20 protein-coding genes are annotated in these 17,105 nt (G+C 70.3%); 8 read left to right on the top strand and 12 right to left on the bottom strand.

The genetic code is table 11. The features are described 5' to 3' along the window. Positions 1-39: 39 nt before the first annotated feature. The 3 genes from CBM981_RS12280 to CBM981_RS12270 are packed head-to-tail and all read right to left on the bottom strand — an operon-like array spanning position 40 to position 2,158. Positions 40-285 carry a 2Fe-2S iron-sulfur cluster binding domain-containing protein gene (locus CBM981_RS12280; RefSeq protein ID WP_087068636.1) on the bottom strand — a complete coding sequence of 82 codons (246 nt, stop codon included), beginning with the start codon at positions 283-285 and terminating at the stop codon, positions 40-42. Beyond that, positions 285-1,754 (bottom strand): cobyric acid synthase, encoded by a 1,470-nt coding sequence (locus CBM981_RS12275; RefSeq protein ID WP_087069402.1) that lies wholly within the window; start codon positions 1,752-1,754, stop codon positions 285-287. Before CBM981_RS12275 ends, CBM981_RS12280 begins: the two co-directional genes overlap by 1 nt. A gap of 8 nt (positions 1,755-1,762) precedes the next feature. Next, on the bottom strand, positions 1,763-2,158 hold the full coding sequence (locus CBM981_RS12270; protein ID WP_087068635.1) for an Npun_F0494 family protein: 396 nt from the start codon (positions 2,156-2,158) through the stop codon (positions 1,763-1,765). 30 nt (positions 2,159-2,188) lie between these two features. On the opposite strand from CBM981_RS12270, the gene CBM981_RS12265 reads away from it, so the two are divergent. Then, a complete protein-coding gene (locus CBM981_RS12265; RefSeq protein WP_087068634.1) occupies positions 2,189-2,749 on the top strand; it encodes a nucleoside triphosphate pyrophosphatase in 561 nt (186 codons plus the stop codon). Positions 2,750-2,764: 15 nt separating this feature from the next. On the opposite strand, the gene CBM981_RS12260 is transcribed toward CBM981_RS12265, so the two are convergent. The 3 genes from CBM981_RS12260 to psbD all read right to left on the bottom strand — a co-directional run bounded on the left by CBM981_RS12260 (position 2,765) and on the right by psbD (position 6,251). After that, entirely contained in the window at positions 2,765-3,529 is a 765-nt protein-coding gene (locus tag CBM981_RS12260) for a YcgJ family protein (RefSeq protein WP_087068633.1), read from the bottom strand. 291 nt (positions 3,530-3,820) lie between these two features. Continuing rightward, a complete protein-coding gene (psbC, locus tag CBM981_RS12255) occupies positions 3,821-5,209 on the bottom strand; it encodes a photosystem II reaction center protein CP43 (RefSeq protein WP_087068632.1) in 1,389 nt (462 codons plus the stop codon). Further along, positions 5,193-6,251, bottom strand: coding sequence for a photosystem II D2 protein (photosystem q(a) protein) (gene psbD / locus CBM981_RS12250; protein ID WP_006909677.1), 1,059 nt, complete (start codon positions 6,249-6,251; stop codon positions 5,193-5,195). Before psbD ends, psbC begins: the two co-directional genes overlap by 17 nt. Before the next feature lie 182 nt (positions 6,252-6,433). On the opposite strand from psbD, the gene CBM981_RS12245 reads away from it, so the two are divergent. Continuing rightward, positions 6,434-7,018, top strand: coding sequence for a photosystem I assembly protein Ycf4 (locus CBM981_RS12245; RefSeq protein ID WP_369801622.1), 585 nt, complete (start codon positions 6,434-6,436; stop codon positions 7,016-7,018). A gap of 53 nt (positions 7,019-7,071) precedes the next feature. Further along, a complete protein-coding gene (locus CBM981_RS12240) occupies positions 7,072-7,752 on the top strand; it encodes a peptidylprolyl isomerase (RefSeq protein WP_087069400.1) in 681 nt (226 codons plus the stop codon). A gap of 57 nt (positions 7,753-7,809) precedes the next feature. Here the strand turns inward: CBM981_RS12240 and ilvN are convergent, their stop codons facing one another. After that, a complete protein-coding gene (gene ilvN / locus CBM981_RS12235; protein WP_087068631.1) occupies positions 7,810-8,340 on the bottom strand; it encodes an acetolactate synthase small subunit in 531 nt (176 codons plus the stop codon). Beyond that, a complete protein-coding gene (locus CBM981_RS12230; RefSeq protein WP_087068630.1) occupies positions 8,337-9,377 on the bottom strand; it encodes an alpha/beta fold hydrolase in 1,041 nt (346 codons plus the stop codon). The genes ilvN and CBM981_RS12230 overlap by 4 nt, the downstream gene beginning before the upstream one ends. A gap of 215 nt (positions 9,378-9,592) precedes the next feature. On the opposite strand from CBM981_RS12230, the gene CBM981_RS12225 reads away from it, so the two are divergent. From CBM981_RS12225 to CBM981_RS12210, 4 genes are all read left to right on the top strand, one after another. Continuing rightward, positions 9,593-10,792, top strand: a complete 1,200-nt coding sequence (locus tag CBM981_RS12225; RefSeq protein WP_087068629.1) for a N2,N2-dimethylguanosine tRNA methyltransferase — start codon at positions 9,593-9,595, stop codon at positions 10,790-10,792. A gap of 26 nt (positions 10,793-10,818) precedes the next feature. Further along, positions 10,819-10,920 carry a cytochrome b6-f complex subunit PetM gene (gene petM, locus CBM981_RS12220; protein WP_043369173.1) on the top strand — a complete coding sequence of 34 codons (102 nt, stop codon included), beginning with the start codon at positions 10,819-10,821 and terminating at the stop codon, positions 10,918-10,920. A 94-nt stretch (positions 10,921-11,014) separates the two neighbouring features. Further along, the gene (locus CBM981_RS12215; RefSeq protein WP_087069399.1) at positions 11,015-11,977 is read left to right on the top strand and encodes an NAD(P)H-binding protein; all 963 of its coding nucleotides are present in this window, start codon (positions 11,015-11,017) and stop codon (positions 11,975-11,977) included. Between the two features lie 101 nt (positions 11,978-12,078). Beyond that, positions 12,079-12,294 carry a hypothetical protein gene (locus tag CBM981_RS12210; RefSeq protein WP_087068628.1) on the top strand — a complete coding sequence of 72 codons (216 nt, stop codon included), beginning with the start codon at positions 12,079-12,081 and terminating at the stop codon, positions 12,292-12,294. A gap of 27 nt (positions 12,295-12,321) precedes the next feature. On the opposite strand, the gene CBM981_RS12205 is transcribed toward CBM981_RS12210, so the two are convergent. Further along, positions 12,322-13,008 carry a pseudouridine synthase gene (locus CBM981_RS12205; RefSeq protein ID WP_087068627.1) on the bottom strand — a complete coding sequence of 229 codons (687 nt, stop codon included), beginning with the start codon at positions 13,006-13,008 and terminating at the stop codon, positions 12,322-12,324. Positions 13,009-13,227: 219 nt separating this feature from the next. On the opposite strand from CBM981_RS12205, the gene infA reads away from it, so the two are divergent. Next, positions 13,228-13,497 carry a translation initiation factor IF-1 gene (gene infA / locus CBM981_RS12200; protein WP_006911497.1) on the top strand — a complete coding sequence of 90 codons (270 nt, stop codon included), beginning with the start codon at positions 13,228-13,230 and terminating at the stop codon, positions 13,495-13,497. A gap of 58 nt (positions 13,498-13,555) precedes the next feature. On the opposite strand, the gene trxB is transcribed toward infA, so the two are convergent. From trxB to CBM981_RS12185, 3 genes are all read right to left on the bottom strand, one after another. Further along, on the bottom strand, positions 13,556-14,959 hold the full coding sequence (gene trxB, locus CBM981_RS12195; protein WP_172820891.1) for a thioredoxin-disulfide reductase: 1,404 nt from the start codon (positions 14,957-14,959) through the stop codon (positions 13,556-13,558). 103 nt (positions 14,960-15,062) lie between these two features. After that, positions 15,063-15,299 carry a hypothetical protein gene (locus CBM981_RS12190; protein ID WP_087068625.1) on the bottom strand — a complete coding sequence of 79 codons (237 nt, stop codon included), beginning with the start codon at positions 15,297-15,299 and terminating at the stop codon, positions 15,063-15,065. 169 nt (positions 15,300-15,468) lie between these two features. Then, positions 15,469-16,998, bottom strand: a complete 1,530-nt coding sequence (locus tag CBM981_RS12185) for a DEAD/DEAH box helicase (RefSeq protein ID WP_087068624.1) — start codon at positions 16,996-16,998, stop codon at positions 15,469-15,471. Positions 16,999-17,105: the final 107 nt, after the last annotated feature.

Genomic DNA, 17,105 nt, shown 5'->3' with positions numbered 1-17,105 from the left:
CCTGGCGCTCCACGGTCCTGGCGGGTTCGGCAGCCGGCGTCACCAGAAGGGGTCAGCGGCGAGATCCACCGTGAGGGAGCCGCGGCGGCTGGAGGGCACCGTGGCGATGCAGGCCCGCACCGTGCGTCCGTTCACGTCGATCTCGCAGGCGCCGCAGCTGCCCCCCAGGCAGCCCGTGGGGATCATGAACCCGGCCTGGCGGGCCGCCTCCAGCCAGGGGCAACCGGGCTGAACCAGGGTGCTGGAGCCATCGGACCAGTGGATCGGGATCGGGCCGGTGGGCATCAGGAGCTCAGCAGGGGAGTGAGGTCGACGTGGGCCTCGAAGGCATCGGCGAGCCGATCGAGCAGGGCATCGCGCTGCTCGGCGTGGTTGGGGTGATGTTCGCTCAGGGGCGCCAGTCCGCGGCGATGCCGCAGCAGGTTCAACCAGCGGCGCCGCCAGGGGCCAGCGTCGAACACACCGTGCAGGTAGGTGCCGGCCACGGTCCCCCCCTGAAGGCCCACCGGCTGCCACCAGCCCAGCCCGGCCTCGTCCGCCAGGGGATGGGCGGCGGCCATGCAGGTGGTGTGGCCGCGGTGCAGCTCGAACCCCTGCAGCTCCAGCGGCGGACCGGGGGGCCACAGGGCCGGGCTCTGCCGCTGCCGCAGGGCCTTGCCATGGCCGTAGCTGGTGCGCAGGGGCAGCAGGCCCAGCCCGGCGCCAGGGCCGCTTCCCTCCAGAGCCTCGGGGTCGTGCAGCTCCTGGCCGAGCATCTGCAGGCCTCCGCACAGGCCGAACACCTGGCCTCCGCTGTGCACATAGGCCCGCAGCTGCTCCTGCCAGCCATGGCGTTGCATGGCAGCCAGGTCCCGCAGGGTCTGCTTGCTGCCGGGGAGGATCACCGCATCGGGCTGCCCGAGCGGTTCCTCAGGTTTCTGCCAGCGCAGCTGCACGCTGGGTTCCGCCTCGAGGGGGTCGAGGTCGGAGAAGTTGCTCAGGGAGGGCAGCTTCAGCACCGTGATCTGGAGATCGGCCTGGGGTTTGCGGCCGCGGCGCTCCAGCAGATCGAGGGAGTCTTCCGGTGGAAAGAGTTCCTCGAGCCAGGGCATGACGCCCAGCACGGGGATGCCGGTGTGCTGCGCGAGCCACTGGCGTCCGCTGTCGAACAGCTCCCGGCGGCCGCGGAAGCGGTTGATCAGCAGCCCCCGGATCAGGGGCCGCTGCACGGGAGACAGCAGGGCCAGGGTGCCCACCAGCTGGGCGAACACCCCGCCCCGCTCGATGTCGGCCACCAGCAGGCAGCGGGCCCGCAGAAACTGGGCCAGGCGCAGGTTGGTGAGGTCGCGGGCCTGCAGGTTCACCTCCACCGGGCTGCCGGCGCCCTCCAGCACCAGCCGCCCGTTCGGATGGCCGGCCTGCAGCTCCCGCAGACCCTGGCGGATCGCGGTCCAGCCCGGCCGGAACCAGTCGCGGTAGTAGTGCTCGGCCCGGGCGGTGCCCACGCTGCGGCCGAGGTGGATCACCTCGCTGGTGCTGTCCCCCTGGGGCTTGAGCAGCACGGGGTTCATCGCGCAGCGGGGCTCGAGCCCCGCTGCCCAGGCCTGCAGGGCCTGGGAGTAGGCCATCTCGCCGCCGCTGGCGTCCACCCAGGCGTTGTTGCTCATGTTCTGCCCCTTGAACGGCAGGGGTTGCTCCCCCCGCCGCCGCAGCACCCGGCAGAGGGCCGCGGTCATCAGCGACTTGCCGGCGCCGCTGCTGGTCCCGAGCACCATCAGCGCCCTCACAGGCGCGGGCGGCTGCGCCGCAGCTGGTGGTGGATCCGCTCCAGCAGGGGTGCCGCCGGAATCTCTCCGCGCCACTGGTGGAGCAGGTCGCGGCCCATCGGTGTGAGCCGCACCCGCTCGGTGAGGCCCTGGCCATCCACCTCCCGCCGCAGCACCCCCAGCCGGATCAGCCAGATCCAGTGCTGTTCCACCCGTTGGGCACCCATGGGGCGACGGCAGAGCTCACGGGCCTGGGGCAGCCGGCAGAAGGCGCTGCTGCTCAGGGGGCTGGTGGCCACCAGCTCGTAGAACCCGCGCCGGAACGGCAGGCAGCGCAGGGCCTGGGAGGCCCGCGCCCAGGAGCGGGCGTCGTGGGGCAGGGCAGCAGTGCCGGTGGGCGGCCGTCGTTTCATGGGGGAATTCTCCCTGACCCACCGCGGCCGATGTTGGTACTCGCTTCTGCCTCCCCGGCGCGGCGCCGTCTCCTGGAGCAGGCCGGCATCCGCCATCGCGTGCAGGTGAGCGGGGTGGATGAGCAGGCCATCCATCATCCCGATCCCCGCCAGCTGGTGCAGCGGCTGGCCCGGGCGAAGGCGGAGGCCGTGCTGGCAGCGCCGGCACCAGGGCCGGCCGCATCGGCGCTGCTGGGCTGTGATTCGGTGCTGGAGTTCGAGGGTGAGGCCTTCGGCAAGCCCCGGGACGTCGCCGAAGCCACGGCCCGCTGGCGCCGCATGGCCGGCCGCTGGGCAGACCTGCACACCGGGCACTGTCTGCTCCGGCCGGGGCAGGCCCCCCTCGTGGCCGTGGTCAGCACCCGGGTGGAGTTCGCCCCCGTGGGCGAGGCCGCCATTGCCGCCTATGTGGCCAGCGGTGAGCCCCTGCGCTGCGCCGGTGGCTTCGCCCTCGAGGGCCGCGGGGGGATGCTGATCGAGCGTCTGGAGGGCTGCGTCAGCAACGTGATCGGCCTCAGCCTGCCGCTGCTGCGCCGCTGGCTGCTCGATTGACCGGCGGCACGGCCCTCAACGCTCACCGAACAGGTCGCCGATGCCATCACTGGTCAGACGCCCGCGATTCAGCCCCTGGTTCTCGCGCGTGGCCACCAGGGTGAGGTTGCTCCAACGGAACACGCCGGTGTAGCCGTGGTCGATGAAGGTCACCGCCGAGGTGCCCGTGGCATCGGTCACTTCGAGGCGGCCCCGGCGGTCCGTGAAGTTGAAGCGGCGTCCGTCCGGTTGCATCACCACGTAGCGCGTCACGCCGTTGCTGCGCTCCACCAGCCGCAGGGAACAGTCGCCGTTGTGCAGCACCACGCTGGAGCCCTGCACGAGGGTGCAGCGACCCTCGTAGGTGGTCACCTCCCTGTCGTTGCGGGCCACCGAGCCGAACAGATCCCGGGTCATCTCCCGCTCCGTGCGCCGCCGGCCGTTGCTCTCGACCCAGCAGGTCGTGGCCTTCAGATTGCAGCGTGTGCCGTTGCTGAGGCTGAACTCCTGGCTGGGCCGGCGGCCGATCAGCTCGCCCCAGAGCTGGCGCTCGGCCTGGGGCCCGAAGTAGCGGCGGGTTTCCTGCAGTGAGGCACCGTCGCGGGTGTAGCAGCTCTGGGCCGCCGCATCACAGATCACCCCGGCCGCAGGGCTGGACACGCCCCGGGGGGCTGCATCGCCCGGTGCCGTGGTGCTGAGCAGACCGGCGATGGCGGCGGCGGCGCCGGCCATCGCCGTGAGCCCCCTGGTCAGTGGCTTCACCGGGCCGGATGACCCGTTCAGGGTGGAGGGTGTGGTCATGGGTATCGGATGGGTGGGAGTGGCTGCCGACAGGAACACCTGCAGCGCTCACCAGACCGTATGGAACCCGTCTGCCTGAGCCATGACCGGCACTCTCGGAGGTCTGACCAGATCTGACAGGCCCGCTCCGGGGCGGGGGGACAGGTCTTGGTACCCGGGGCTGAAGTGGCCCTTCCGCAAAAAAAAAGCCCCCCGCTGAAAGCGGAGGTCCCTGGGGCACGATCCGGATGTCGAACTCGAGATGTCGAACTCCGGGTGCTTTCGTCCGGGTCCTGAAACCGGAAGGCGGGATCAGTCGAGGTCCGGCATGGCCAGAGTGGGCTCGGCCTGACGGTCGATGCCCTTCTCGAAACCGGCGGCGGCGGCGCGGGCGCGGCCCGCATGCCAGAGGTGACCCACCAGGAAGAAGAAGGCCAGCACGAACTGGGTGGACGCCAGCCACTGGCGGATGTTCACGAAGTTCACCGAGTTGGGCTCGGTGATGATGCCGCCCACCGAGTTCAGAGACGCGTTGGGGGCGTGGGTCATGTATTCAGCCGCGCGGCGCACCTGCCAGGGCTGGATGTCGTTCTGGAGCTTGTCGAGGCTGAGGCCATTGGGGCCGCGTAGGGGCTCCAGCCAGGGGCCACGGAAATCCCAGAAGCGCATGGTTTCACCACCGAAGATGATCTCGCCGGTGGGGGAGCGCATCAGGTACTTGCCCAGACCGGTGGGACCCATGGCGGAGCCGATGTTGGCGCCGAGGCGCTGGTCACGCACCAGGAAGGTGAAGCTCTGGGCCTGGGAGGCTTCGGCGTTGGTGGGGCCGTAGAACTCCGAAGGGTAGGCGGTGTTGTTGAACCAGATGTAGGCCGAGGCGATGAAGCTCATCAGGCTCAGGGCGCCGAGGCTGTAGCTCAGGTAGGCCTCCCCGTTCCAGATGAAGGCGCGGCGCACCCAGCCGAAAGGCTTGGTGATCACGTGCCAGATGCCACCGAAGATGCAGATCAGGCCGATCCAGATGTGGCCGCCGATGATGTCCTCCATCGAGTCGACCCCGATGATCCAGCCCTCGCCGCCAAAGGGGGCACGGGTGAGGTAGCCGAAGATCACGCCCGGATTGAGGGTGGGGTTGGTGATCAGGCGCACGTCACCGCCGCCGGGGGCCCAGGTGTCGTAGACGCCACCGAAGAACATGGCCTTGAACACCAGCAGCAGGGCGCCGACGCCCAAAAGAATCAGGTGATAACCAATGATGTTGGTCATCTGATTCTTGTCACGCCAGTCCTGGGAGAAGAAGGAGGAGTAGTTCTCCAGGATCTCAGGGCCGCGCAGGGCGTGGTACAGCCCGCCGAGGCCGAGCACGGCGGAGCTGATCAGGTGGAGCACCCCCACCACGAAGAAGGGGTAGAGATTGGTGACCTCACCGCCGGGGCCCACGCCGTAGCCGAGGGTGGCCACGTGGGGCATGCAGATGAGGCCCTGCTCGTACATGGGCTTGTCGAAGGTGAAGTGACTCACCTCGAACAGCATCATGGCGCCGGCCCAGAAGACCATCAGGCCGGCATGGGCCACGTGGGCGCCGAGCAGGCGACCGGAGAGGTTGATCAGGCGGGCGTTGCCGGCCCACCAGGCATAGCCGGTGGAGTCGAGGTCCTTGCCCCCGACACTCACCAGGCCGGAATTAAAGGGCGTTTCCACGGGGCAGTACCTCTTCAGGGAAGACGAAGTTTTCGTGCGGCTGGTCAGCCGGTGCCATCCAGGCGCGGATGCCTTCATTCAGAAGAATGTTCTTCGTGTAGAAGGTCTCGAACTCGGGGTCCTCGGCGGCGCGGATCTCCTGCGACACGAAGTCGTAGGCGCGCAGGTTGAGGGCCAGGCCGATGATGCCGATGCTGCTGGTCCACAGACCCATCACCGGCACGAACAGCATGAAGAAGTGCAGCCAGCGCTTGTTGGAGAAGGCGATCCCGAAGATCTGGCTCCAGAAGCGGTTGGCCGTCACCATCGAGTAGGTCTCCTCCTCCTGGGTGGGCTCGAACGCCTTGAAGGTGTTCGACTGCTCCCCGTCCTCGAACAGGGTGTTCTCCACCGTGGCGCCGTGGATGGCGCACAGCAGCGCACCGCCCAGGATGCCGGCCACGCCCATCATGTGGAACGGGTTCAGCGTCCAGTTGTGGAAGCCCTGCAGGAACAGCAGGAAGCGGAAGATGGCGGCCACCCCGAAGCTGGGGGCGAAGAACCAGCTGCTCTGGCCCAGCGGGTACATCAGGAACACGCTGACGAACACCGCGATCGGCCCGGAGAAGGCGATGGCGTTGTACGGGCGGATGCCCACCAGGCGGGCGATCTCGAACTGGCGCAGCATGAAGCCGATCAGACCGAAGGCACCGTGCAGGGCCACGAACGGCCAGAGGCCGCCGAGCTGCACCCAGCGCACGAAGTCACCCTGGGCCTCGGGGCCCCAGAGCAGCAGCAGGCTGTGGCCCATGGCGTCGGCCGGGGTGCTCACCGCCGCGGTGAGGAAGTTGCAGCCCTCCAGGTAGGAGCTGGCAATGCCATGGGTGTACCAGGAGGTGGCGAAGGTGGTGCCGGTGAGCCAGCCGCCCAGCGCCAGGTAGGCGCAGGGGAACAGCAGCAGACCGGACCACCCCACAAATACGAAGCGGTCGCGCTTGAGCCAGTCATCGAGGACGTCGAACCATCCCCGTGCCGCTGGCGCGCGCCCTACAGCGATCGTCATGGAGGTAGCGGGATACCGGGCGATGGTAACAACGTTCCCCGGGATCGCGAGGCTGCTTGCAACGGGCTGAAATCCCTTGTCGCAGCTGGCTTTGCGAGACCTGCTCCCATCCCGGGTTCCCAGTCCGGCCTCCGGCCGGCCGCCCACGAGCCAGGATGGGCCCCATTGCCGACCCCCCCTGGATGCCTCCCTCCGATGTGCAGGGCTCTGACGTGAAGGCCCAGTCCTCCGTGCCTGGCTCCGTGCTTGAGCAGCCGGTGCTCGGTTCCCGCCGCCCCTCCAACCTGGCCATGGCCCTGGTGGTGAGCCTCGGCGGCGTGGGCTTCCTGCTCACCAGCCTCTCGAGCTACCTGGGCAGGGATCTGCTGCCGATCGGCCATCCGGCCGAGCTGGTGTACGTGCCCCAGGGCCTGGTGATGGGCCTCTACGGCGTGGCCGCCGTGCTGCTGGCCTCCTATCTCTGGACGGTGATCGGTCTGGATGTGGGCGCCGGCAGCAACCGCTTCGACCGCGCCACGGGATCGGCCCGGATCAGCCGCCGCGGCTTCCGCCAGACCATCGATGTGGAGATCCCCCTGCGGGAGATCCAGGCGGTGAAGGTGGAGGTGCGTGACGGCCTCAATCCGCGGCGGCGTCTGGCGCTCAAGCTGCAGGGGCGCAGGGATCTTCCCCTCACCCGCGTCGGGGAACCCATGCCCCTGGCCGATCTGGAGAGCTCCGGGGCCCAGCTGGCCCGCTTCCTGGGTGTGCCGCTGGAGGGCGTGTGAGCGATCAGGTTGCGATCAGCCTGCGGCGGCTGGTGCGCCGCTGCTCCCTCGGCATGGTGCTCATGCTGGCGCCACTGGCCCTGGCGGCCTGCAGCCCGAACCGGGTCAGCCAGGGGTCCCTGGGCTGTGCCACTGCCACCACCCCCTGCCTGAGCGGACCGGCCACGGTTGCCCTCCAGACCAGCCGGGGCGAGGTGCGGATCGAGCTGGATGGGGAGGCCGCCCCGCTCACGGCGGGGAATTTCGTGGATCTGGTGAAGCGTGGGGTCTACGACGGCACCGTGTTCCACCGGGTCGTGCGCGATCCCACGCCCTTCGTGGTGCAGGGGGGCGATCCGGCGAGTGCCAATCCGGTGGTGCCGCCCAGCCAGTACGGCAGCGGCAGTTACGTTGATCCCGCCAGCGGCGAGGCGAGGTTGATCCCGCTGGAGGTGAAGCTGAAGGATGAGGCATCGCCGCGCTACGGCCAGCCCCTCACCGACCCGGGGGTGAGCCGGGAGCTCAGCCTGGTTCATCAGCGCGGTGCCGTGGCGATGGCGCGCTCCGCCGATCCCAATTCCGCCAGTGCCCAGTTCTACGTGGCTCTCGAGGCGCTGCCCGAGCTGGATGGCCGCTATGCCGTGTTCGGCCGGGTGAGCGAGGGCATGGAGGTGATCGACACAATCCGCCAGGGGGACAAGATCACCAAGGCCAGCCTGGTGTCCGGCGGCAAGCTCGTCCGAGGCGGAGACTGAGCTGCGGAGACTGAGCGGGTGAGACTGAGCGGGTGAGGCTGAGCGGTTGCTGTGCGCTCAGGCCGGCACCCGCTTGCTGGAGGCGGTGACCCGCAGAAAGGCGGTGTTCACCCCGGAGGCCCTCTCCAGCGCCACCTTGCCGGTGCGGGCGATCTCCAGAATCCCGAAGGGCTCCATCACCTGCTCCAGCGCCACGAGCTTGCCGGGATCGCCCACCACTTCCAGGGTGAGGGCATCGTCGGCCACATCCACCACATTGGCGCGGAACACCTGAACGAGGTCGAGGATCGCGCTGCGGCTCTCCGCCGGTGCCGACACCTTCAACAGCATCAGCTCCCGTTCCACCGAGGGGATCTGGGAGAGATCGATCACACCGAGCACATTGATCAGCTTGTCCAGCTGCTTGGTCATCTGGGCGAGGGTGCGGTCATCTCCCTCCACCACCATGGTGAGCCTGGACATGCCCCCCCGCTCGGCCGGCCCCACGGCCAGGCTCTCGATGTTGAACCCCCGACGCGCGAACAGGCCGGAGATGCGGCTGAGGGCACCCGATTCGTCTTCCACCAGCACCGACAGGGTGTGCTTCATGGCTTGGGGATCGGGCCTGGCTGTTGCGCCCAAATTACCGCTCGGCCCCTGCCGGAGGCCGTGGGTGCCGCCGCAAGCCAGTCGAGCAGGGTGGCGTTGAACGGCTCGGAGGCTTCGTCGTGGGGGCAGTGGCCGCAGTGCTCGAGGTCCACCAGCGCCAGGTCCGGGCGGAGCCTCCGGATCTGCTCGGCCACCTGGATCGGCACGAGCTGATCGCCATGGCCCCAGATCAGCAGCAGGGGACGCTGCAACCGCCGCAGCAGGGTGGGGGCCGTGGCTCCGTGGGGGCGCAGGGCCATGGCGATGCTCATGGCCCGCAGGGAGCGCACCGCTCCGGGCCGTCGGGCGGGCTGGGCGATCAGCCGGTGCAGCTCCCGGTCGCCGATCACCGGGGTGGTGTAGGCCGACTGGATGCCCAGGGCCAGCAGGGGGGAGTGGGCCAGCAGCGGCACCAGCAGCTCGAGGGGCAGCAGGCGGCAGAGCACGATCACCCCCCAGCGCCTGAGGCGGCGGCGCCAGGGGCGTCGCCGCGGCGGCCAGGCACCCGGCCCCAGCAGCAGGGCGGGGTCCGGCAGGGGGGCCGCCACCACGGCGTCCACCCAGCCTGGGAAGAGGCTGGCGCAGGTGAGGGCCACCAGTCCCCCCAGGGAGTGGCCCACCAGCACCGCCGGATGTCCCACCACCTCCGCCACGAACGCCTGCACCTGGCGGGCCCAGAGCCGGTTGTCGAGCCGGCGGCGGCGGTGCGGCCCCGGTTGATCGGAGGCTCCGAAACCGATCAGATCCAGGGCGTACACACGCCATCCGGCGGCGGCCAGCGCCGCGGCGTTGCGCCGCCAGTGGCCACTGGCGGCACCGAAGCCGTGCAGGAGCACCACACTTCCGCGCTCACCGCTGCGGCAGCCCGGCCCTGCAGCCGCCGGAGGCAGATGGCGCCAGTGCACGGCCAGCCCCTGCCAGATCCAGGTGCTGTGCTCGCCCCAGTCGACCCCGGAATCGGGGGTTGGGCCCCTGCCATGGGGTGGGGTGGAAAGCATCGCGAGTTGCTCAGGACCGGAGGTCCCTGGCCCAGCGGGCCAGTTGGGTGCGTTGACCGTAGGTGTTCCGGAACCGCCGCTGGCGCGCGGGCCCAGCCTCTCCAACCGCCACAGGACTGGGGCGAACTCCACAAGCCCACCGGCCGGCCGAATACGCTCGAACCCCCTCTCTGCCCCGCAGGAGGGTGTGCCCGAGCTGGCCGCTGCCCCACGCCATGACGACGCCCCCGCACGCCATGGAGGAGGAGGCGCAGGCCCGGTTCTGCCCAGGTGCGGGTTTCTTCCGACAGGCGTCGCGTCCAGGCCGCGACCTCGGGGTGCTGCTGCTGCGCACCCTGGGGAGCGGCGGCAGGAGGCGGGTGCTCGATCTGATGGCCGGCTGCGGCGTGCGGGCCCTGCGCTACGGGCTCGAAGCGGGGGCCACGGCGGTGTGGGCCAACGACGCCGACCCGGCGCGCCTGCCCCTGCTTGAGCGCAATCTGGCCGCTCTGCCGGCCGCGCTGGCCCTCCGCCTCAGCGACCGCCAGGCCCATCTCCTGCTGGCCGACTGCCTGCTGCGGCAGGAGCGCTTCGAGCTGGTGGACCTCGATGCCTTCGGCTGTCCTGCGGCCCTGGTGCCCCTGGCCCTGGAGGTGCTCGCCTTCGACGGGGTGCTCTATCTGGCCAGCACCGACGGTCGCTCCCCCACGGGCCATGACCGCCCCGCGGCCATCCGCTCGCTGGGGGCCGCCGCCCGGGCCCATCCCGCCAGCTGGGAGCTTGCCCTGCGGCTGCAGATCGGGGTGGTGGCCCGCGCCGCCTGGACCCTGGGGCGGGGCATCACGCCGCTGTTCAGCTTCAGTGAGGGCCGCACCTTTCGCACGGCCATCCAGCTGCGGCGCAGGCCGGCCGTCCGGGAGGAGGAGCAGCTGGGGCTGCTGGCCCACTGCCATGGCTGCGGCGAGCAGTGGACCCAGAGCCTGCTGCAGCTGCGCCGCTGGCCAGCCTGTGGCTGCGGGGAGTCTCCAGCGGGCGGGGCGCCATCCGCAGCCCATGGTTCGCCGCTGGCGGTGTCCGGCCCCCTCTGGCTCGGTCCGCTCCAGGATCCCTCCCGCCTGGCGGCCATGGCGGCGGAGGAGTCGGCGGCGGTGGCCGCCGGTGCCCTGCCCAGCCTCGGCCGCGGTGGTGCCCGCCTCTGGCAGGCCCTCAGCCGGGATGCGGGGGTGCCGGCCCGCTGCTGGCCCTGCGCCGAACTGGGCCGCCGCCTCGGGGGCGGTCCCCCCCGCCTGGACGCCCTGGTGGCCGCCCTGCGCCAGGACGGCTGGACGGCCGGGCCGGGTGGGGTGATGGCCGGCAGCTTCCGCAGCGATGCCCCCTGGCGACGGATCCTGGAACTGGCCGCCAGCCCCGCGGTGGCCCAACCTGCGCCGCGCTAAAACGGTGCGCGTCACGGCATCGGTTCATGGCCTCTGAGATCTTCGGCATCGCCGCCCTGTTCTGGGTGCTGATCCCCGTCGGCCTGGCCGGCGGGGCCCTGCTGCTGCGTTTCGCCGACAAGGACTGACTCCCGCGGCTGCGCGGCCGCTGCGGCCCCCTGCCTCGCCCGATCTCGGCGCGACGGGCGCGCCCCTAGGCTCATCGCCGGTTGAACCATGGGCATGCAGGTACTGGTCGTCGGCGCAACGGGCACCCTCGGTCGCCAGATTGCCCGCCGTGCCCTCGACGCCGGTCATCAGGTTCGCTGCGTGGTGCGCTCGCCCCGCAAGGCCGCCTTCCTGCAGGAGTGGGGCTGTGAGCTCACCCGGGGTGATCTGCTCGAGCCCGACAGCCTCGATTACGCGCTGGAGGGTCAGGAGGCCGTGATCGATGCGGCCACGGCCCGGGCCACCGATCCCGGCAGCGCCTATGAGATCGACTGGACGGGCAAGCAGAACCTCTTCGCCGCCTGCAGCCGCGCCGGTGTCCGCCGGGTGGTGTTCGTGTCGCTGCTGGATGCGGCGAAGCACCGGGATGTGCCGCTGATGGACATCAAGGCCTGCACGGAGGAGTGGCTGCAGGCCTCCGACCTCGACTACACGATCCTGCGGGGTGTGGCCTTCATGCAGGGCCTGATCAGCCAGTTCGCCATCCCCGTGCTGGAGGGGCAGACGGTGTGGGTGAGCGGCTCGCCCACGCCGATTGCCTACATGAACACCCAGGACATGGCCCGCTTCGCGGTGGCCGCCCTGGAGTGCCCGCAGACCGTGCGCCGCGCCTTCCCGGTGGTGGGCCCCCGGGCCTGGACCACCGGTGAGATCACCCAGCTGTGCGAACGCTGCACCGGCAAGGATGCCCGGGTGTTCCGGGTGCCGCCGTTCCTGCTGCAGCTCATGCGCGGGCTCACGAGCTTCTTCGAGGCCAGCCTCAACGTGGCGGAGCGGCTGGCCTTCGAGGCGGTCACCGGCGGCGGCGTGCGGCTCGATGCCCCGATGGAGGAGAGCTACGAGGCCTTCGGGCTCGATCCGGCCGAGACCACCACCCTGGAGAGCTATCTCAAGGAGTATTACGACACCATCCTCAAGCGCCTGCGCGAAATGGAGGCCGACCTGGACAAGGACGCCAAGAAGAAGCTGCCCTTCTGATCCGCCGCCGGCAAGCCACCGCCGCCGGCAAGCCACCGCCGCCGGCAGGCCACCAGGGCCGGTGGTTCGTCCGTACTATGGCGTGTTGATGCCTCTCGCCGATGTCGGTTGCCCAGATCAAGAACCTGCAGCGCCGGCTGGCCAACCTGGAGGCGGAGGCGGTGGAGGCTCTGAACAGCACCTGCGGCCACGAGCTCTGGCAGAGCCTGGGCTTCGATGCCTTCGACAGCCTGGAGGATCCTGAGCGGCGGGCCCGCGCCAACTACTACTACGGCCAGCTGCAGACGGTGCGTGAACTCAGGGATGTGCTGGGCTGAGCCGGCCTTGCGGCAGGCCAGACCCCCCTACCCGCCGCCGCCGGCCTGGCCGGATTTCCCGCCGCCGGCACGACCGCCCCGGCCGGGTGAGTGACGCAGCAGCCGTTGCAGCCGCTGCTCCTCCTGGCTGTGGAGCGGCCGCCACTGGCCGGGGTCCAGGCCTGCCAGCTGCAGCGGCGGTTCGCCATCCATCAGATCGATCGCCACCCGGATCAGCCGCAGGGTGGGCAGCCCCACGCTGGCCGTCATGCGCCGCACCTGGCGGTTGCGGCCCTCCTGCAACTGCAGTTCCAGCCAGCTCACGGGGATGCTGGCGCGCTCCCGGATCGGCGGCTGCCGGGCGGGCAGACCCGGATCGGGCAGGGGCCGCACCCGGGCGGGCCGGCTGAGCCTCCCCTGCACAGGGACGCCGCGACGCAGCTGGGCCAGCGCCTCGGGCCGCTGGTCCACGTCCCCTTCCACCTGCACCCAGTAGGTGCGCCAGTGGCCGAAGGCCGGATCGGTGAGCCGCTGCTGCAACCGGCCGTGGGCCGTGAGCAGCATCAGGCCTTCGCTGTCGGCATCCAGACGTCCTGCCGCATAGACCCCTGGCACCGGGATGAAATCCGCCAGGCAGCGCCAGCGGCTGCCCGGTTCGGGGCTGAACTGGCTCAGCACCCCGTAGGGCTTGTGGAACAGCAGCGTGCGGGGTTGGGCCTCAGGACCGGCGGGCATTCCAGAGGTTGACCACGCCGATCGAAATCAACAGCAGGCCCAGATTCAGACTGAGTGGGGGAAGGACCATGGCGGTGAACGGCGCGATTGGAGTCGCGCCGACCCTAGGCCTGGGCTGCCGGCCGCCGACCACCCTGCGCTGCAGGCAGTGCTGCCAGCAGTGGTGCGGGCGGCACCTAAGCTGAAGGCTGCTGTTCCATGGATTGAGCGCCTCGCCGCATGATTGAGACCTCCGGTGTGATTGAGAAGGAACAGGGCAACGGGTTCTACCTGGTGACCCTGGAGCAGCCGGCCGGTCACCAGTGCCTGTGCCGGGCGGCCGGCAAGCTCACCAAGTTCCGCATCAAGCTGCTCGCCGGCGACAAGGTGCTCGTCGAGATCAGCCCCTACGACCTCACCCGCGGCCGCATCACCTACCGGGAGCGCAATGCCGGAGCCACCGGCCCCCGGGCCGGCGGCAACCGTCCCGGAGGGCCACGCCGGCGCTGAGCACTGGCTGCTCGGCACCGGGCTCAGAGCACCGTCTGCCGGGTCGCTCCTGCTGCTCTCAGACGGGAACCGCCAGCAGCGTCTCGATGGCCTCCTTGAACGCGCTGCGCTGCTTCACCCCCTTGAACTGCTGCTTCAGTTCCTTGCGGAAGAACAGCTGCACCGTGGGGGTTCCGGTGACCCCGGCCTGCACGGCGATCTCCTGATCGGCCTCGATGTCGATCTCCACCCCCTGGGCGGCGCCGCCGAGTTCATCCAGCACCCGCTTGAGCTGGGGCTTCAGCACATGGCACGGGCCGCAGGTGGGTGAGGTGTACACCACCAGCAGGGGCCTGTCGCTGTCGTGGTAGAGCTTGCGCAGGGCGAAGCTGCCCTTCTGCCAGAGGGCGTCGGGGTCGTAGTTGGCCTCGTCGCTCTCGGCGGTGCGCTTCGGTTCACCCACCTCCTGGGGATCCACCGCCTCGCGCTTCACCTCCACCGCGAGGTTGTGATGGCTGAGCCAGCGCTCGGCCGCCAGGGCCGCCTGGCAGCCGCTGCCGGCTGCGGTGATGCCCTGGCGCCACTCGGCATCGGCCACGTCGCCGGCGGCGAACACACCCTCCACGCTGGTTTCGGGTCGCCCCGGCCGGGTGACCAGGTAGCCATGGCCATCCACCTCCAGCTGGTCCCGCACCAGGCGGGTGTTGGGGGTGTGGCCGATCGCGTAGAAGAGGCCCTTCACGGCGAGCTCCTCGGTGGCGCCGCTGATGGCGTCACGCAGGGTGATCGCCTCGAGCCAGTCCGTGCCGCTGCAGTCCACCACCTGGCGATGCCAATGCACGGTGATGGAGGGGTTGGCCAGCACCCGGTCGGCCATCGCCTTGCTGGCCCGCAGCTTGTCGGAGCGCACGATCAGGTGCACGTGGTCGCCGTACTTGGTGAGATACACCGCCTCCTCGCAGGCGGAGTCACCGCCGCCCACCACCGCCACTGCCTGATCGCGGAACTGGGGCGTGGCGCCATCGCAGATGGCGCAGGCGCTGATGCCGCTGCTCCAGAACCGCTCCTCCTGGGGCAGGCCCAGCCGGTTGGCGCTGGCGCCGGTGGCCAGAATCAGGCTCTGGGCCTGGTAGGTGGTGCCATCGGCCGTGATCCGGAAGGGCCGCTGGGACAGATCGATCGCCGTGGCGTCGGCGAGCACGAGCGTGGTGCCCCAGCGCTCGGCCTGGGCCTTCATCCGGTCCATCAGGTCGGGCCCCAGGATGCCGTCGGGAAACCCCGGGTAGTTCTCCACGTGGGTGGTGGTCATCAACTGGCCACCGGGGATGCCGCCATCCTGAAAGCCCGTGATCATGAGCGGGTTGAGGTTGGCGCGGGCGGCGTAGATGGCGGCCGTGTAGCCGGCCGGGCCGGAGCCCACGATCACCAGGTTTTCAACGGCGGGCCTGGGGGCGGCGGCAGCGGCGGATCGCGCGTCGGACACGGCTTAGGCGGATTGACTATGAGTTAACCCTAGGAGATCGGCCTGGGGGATCGGCGGGCGGGGCCAGGCACGCCGGAGGACTGCTGCTGCCTTAAGCTTTTGTTCAGATTTCAAGAATGCCGTCAATCTCGGGGTTGGCGCCCTTGGTCATGTCCTTCGGCACCATCAGCATCCCCAGCTCGAGGAGCTGCGGGTGGTCTTCAACGCCGAGCAGCCACTCCCTGAATTCCTCGGTGAGGGCGTAGCTCTCCTCGTAGTGCTCCAGGGCGTCGAGGGTGGCCCTGCGGGCCAGGGCCCAGCTCACGGCAACGGTGAGTCGGCGGTTCAGTGGGGCTTCCATGATCCCGATCCCAGTCCGTTGGTGGCACCACGTTGGCGGGCCGGGCTCCCTCCTGACGTAGTGGTTGACACAACGTCTCAAAGCCCATCGCCGATGCGGCGGCATTTGGCAAGGGTGTGTGTTGAAAACGTACCGATCCCCCTGCGGCTCCCCGACCCCTCAGCGCCCCTCAGGCCGATCGACGCAGGAATCCGGGCAACTGGGGCCCGCGCATGCGGAGCATGGCGCCGGCTTCCTCATCGATCGCCTCCAGGGGCTGGAGGCTGCCGGGGCTGCCGCCCTGGCCGGCGGCGGCAGCCAGGGGCGGCCGGGTGCGCAGCAGGTAGGGCTCACTCAGCGACCAGCTGCGGGCATAGGAGATGAGCAGGGGATCGGCGGGGGCGAACACGTAGGAGGGATGACGCGGGATCGCCTCCTGGGCGGCGCGCTTCGCATCCATGCGCACGGCCCGCGTGATCGCCTGCACGAAGCGGCTGCGGGTGACCACGGTGGTGAGGTAGGCCACCACCCGGAGCCGGGGTGCATCGAAGCCCTCAGCGCACATGTCGATGCTCACCAGCCAGTCGGCATCCCCCTCCTTGAAGGCGCGCAGGTGGTCGGCGGCCGCGCAGTCCTGGGAATGCACCAGATGCACCCGGTCGCCCTGCTCGATCAGCAGATCGCTCACCTCACGGGCGTGGGCGATGTCACGGGCGATCACCAGACCTCCGGCCTCCGGGTGCTCCCGGCGCACCCGTTCCAGCCGTGTGCGGGCGCTCAGCAGCAGCCGCAGGGCGATGCTGCTGGAATCGCCCAGCCGGATCGCCCGCCGCAGGTTGCGGGCCCGCCAGCTTTCGCGGCTCTCGGCGGAGAGCGGTGAGGTTTCCGTGTCGCCGTGCTGCAGGCCCTCCGGGCTGGCAGCCCGTCCGTGCTCCACCCAGCCGTCCTGAAACCGGAACTCCAGGGGACGCACGTCCCCGGCGGCGATCAGCCGGCGCGGCTCCACGCTCAGGTCCGGCGTGATCCGCTCCACCACCTCATCACCCTGGCGCAGGCGCTCGCGCCGGGCCGCGCAGAAGGCCAGGTTGTCGGCGCGGAACGGCGTGCCCGTGAGCCCCAGCCGCAGGGCCGCCGTTTCGGTGAAGCGGCTGAAGGCATGGCCCCAGGCCGCCGCCTCCGGCTCCTCCGGATCGATGCCGAGGTGGTGCACCTCATCGGCGATCGCCAGCCAGCGGCCGCCGCAGCTCCCCTCTGCCGGGCTCGCCCCCGGGGTGAGCCAGGGATCGTTCCAGGCCGCCTCCAGGCGGGGGCGGTGGCGGGCAGCGGACTGGTAACTGAGCACGAGGCCCTGCCAGCCCTGGCCGGCCGCCAGGGGGTTGAGCCCCAGCTCCGGATCCCAGCGCTCCAGGCGCAGACCGAGGCGGCTGGCGGCGTCCTGCCACTGGAGCGCGATCGAGGAGCGGTGGCAGAACACCAGGAACCGCTCCAGACGTCCTTCCTGATGCAGCCGCTGGAAACCGAGCAGGGCGCCCAGGGTCTTGCCGGCGCCGGGGCCGGCATGGATGAGCACGTCCTGGCCGCCGGGGCGGGCCTTCACCAGCCGCGCCCGCATCAGCTGCACCAGCTGGCTCTGCCACTGGCGTGGCTGGATGCCGCTGCCGGTATTGCCGGCGCTCAGGGGGGGCTGGCCTCCGGCCAGCGCGAATGACAGATTGGCCATGACCCTCCAGGCGCTGACCATTGTCCGTGGTGCTGTCCAGCCCCGCTCTGGGCAGGGTCCGGCCCCGAAGACCAGACGCAGCCGGCCTGAATAGGTGTTCTCGCTGA

Source organism: Cyanobium sp. NIES-981 (assembly GCF_900088535.1).
GTDB lineage: Bacteria > Cyanobacteriota > Cyanobacteriia > PCC-6307 > Cyanobiaceae > NIES-981.
Note: the sequence above shows the minus strand (reverse complement) of the source record. Positions and strands in the feature narration are given on the sequence as shown.

Excerpts from the sequence above, each read along its gene's own strand:
- CBM981_RS12280 (WP_087068636.1), bottom strand. The coding sequence starts at position 285 with ATGCCCACCGGCCCGATCCCGATCCACTGGTCCGATGGCTCCAGCACC.
- CBM981_RS12275 (WP_087069402.1), bottom strand. The coding sequence starts at position 1,754 with ATGGTGCTCGGGACCAGCAGCGGCGCCGGCAAGTCGCTGATGACCGCG.
- CBM981_RS12270 (WP_087068635.1), bottom strand. The coding sequence starts at position 2,158 with ATGAAACGACGGCCGCCCACCGGCACTGCTGCCCTGCCCCACGACGCC.
- CBM981_RS12265 (WP_087068634.1), top strand. The coding sequence starts at position 2,189 with ATGTTGGTACTCGCTTCTGCCTCCCCGGCGCGGCGCCGTCTCCTGGAG.
- CBM981_RS12260 (WP_087068633.1), bottom strand. The coding sequence starts at position 3,529 with ATGACCACACCCTCCACCCTGAACGGGTCATCCGGCCCGGTGAAGCCA.
- psbD (WP_006909677.1), bottom strand. The coding sequence starts at position 6,251 with ATGACGATCGCTGTAGGGCGCGCGCCAGCGGCACGGGGATGGTTCGAC.
- CBM981_RS12245 (WP_369801622.1), top strand. The coding sequence starts at position 6,434 with ATGCCTCCCTCCGATGTGCAGGGCTCTGACGTGAAGGCCCAGTCCTCC.
- CBM981_RS12240 (WP_087069400.1), top strand. The coding sequence starts at position 7,072 with ATGGTGCTCATGCTGGCGCCACTGGCCCTGGCGGCCTGCAGCCCGAAC.
- ilvN (WP_087068631.1), bottom strand. The coding sequence starts at position 8,340 with ATGAAGCACACCCTGTCGGTGCTGGTGGAAGACGAATCGGGTGCCCTC.
- CBM981_RS12230 (WP_087068630.1), bottom strand. The coding sequence starts at position 9,377 with ATGCTTTCCACCCCACCCCATGGCAGGGGCCCAACCCCCGATTCCGGG.
- CBM981_RS12225 (WP_087068629.1), top strand. The coding sequence starts at position 9,593 with ATGACGACGCCCCCGCACGCCATGGAGGAGGAGGCGCAGGCCCGGTTC.
- petM (WP_043369173.1), top strand. The coding sequence starts at position 10,819 with ATGGCCTCTGAGATCTTCGGCATCGCCGCCCTGTTCTGGGTGCTGATC.
- CBM981_RS12215 (WP_087069399.1), top strand. The coding sequence starts at position 11,015 with ATGCAGGTACTGGTCGTCGGCGCAACGGGCACCCTCGGTCGCCAGATT.
- CBM981_RS12210 (WP_087068628.1), top strand. The coding sequence starts at position 12,079 with ATGTCGGTTGCCCAGATCAAGAACCTGCAGCGCCGGCTGGCCAACCTG.
- CBM981_RS12205 (WP_087068627.1), bottom strand. The coding sequence starts at position 13,008 with ATGCCCGCCGGTCCTGAGGCCCAACCCCGCACGCTGCTGTTCCACAAG.
- infA (WP_006911497.1), top strand. The coding sequence starts at position 13,228 with ATGATTGAGACCTCCGGTGTGATTGAGAAGGAACAGGGCAACGGGTTC.
- CBM981_RS12190 (WP_087068625.1), bottom strand. The coding sequence starts at position 15,299 with ATGGAAGCCCCACTGAACCGCCGACTCACCGTTGCCGTGAGCTGGGCC.
- CBM981_RS12185 (WP_087068624.1), bottom strand. The coding sequence starts at position 16,998 with ATGGCCAATCTGTCATTCGCGCTGGCCGGAGGCCAGCCCCCCCTGAGC.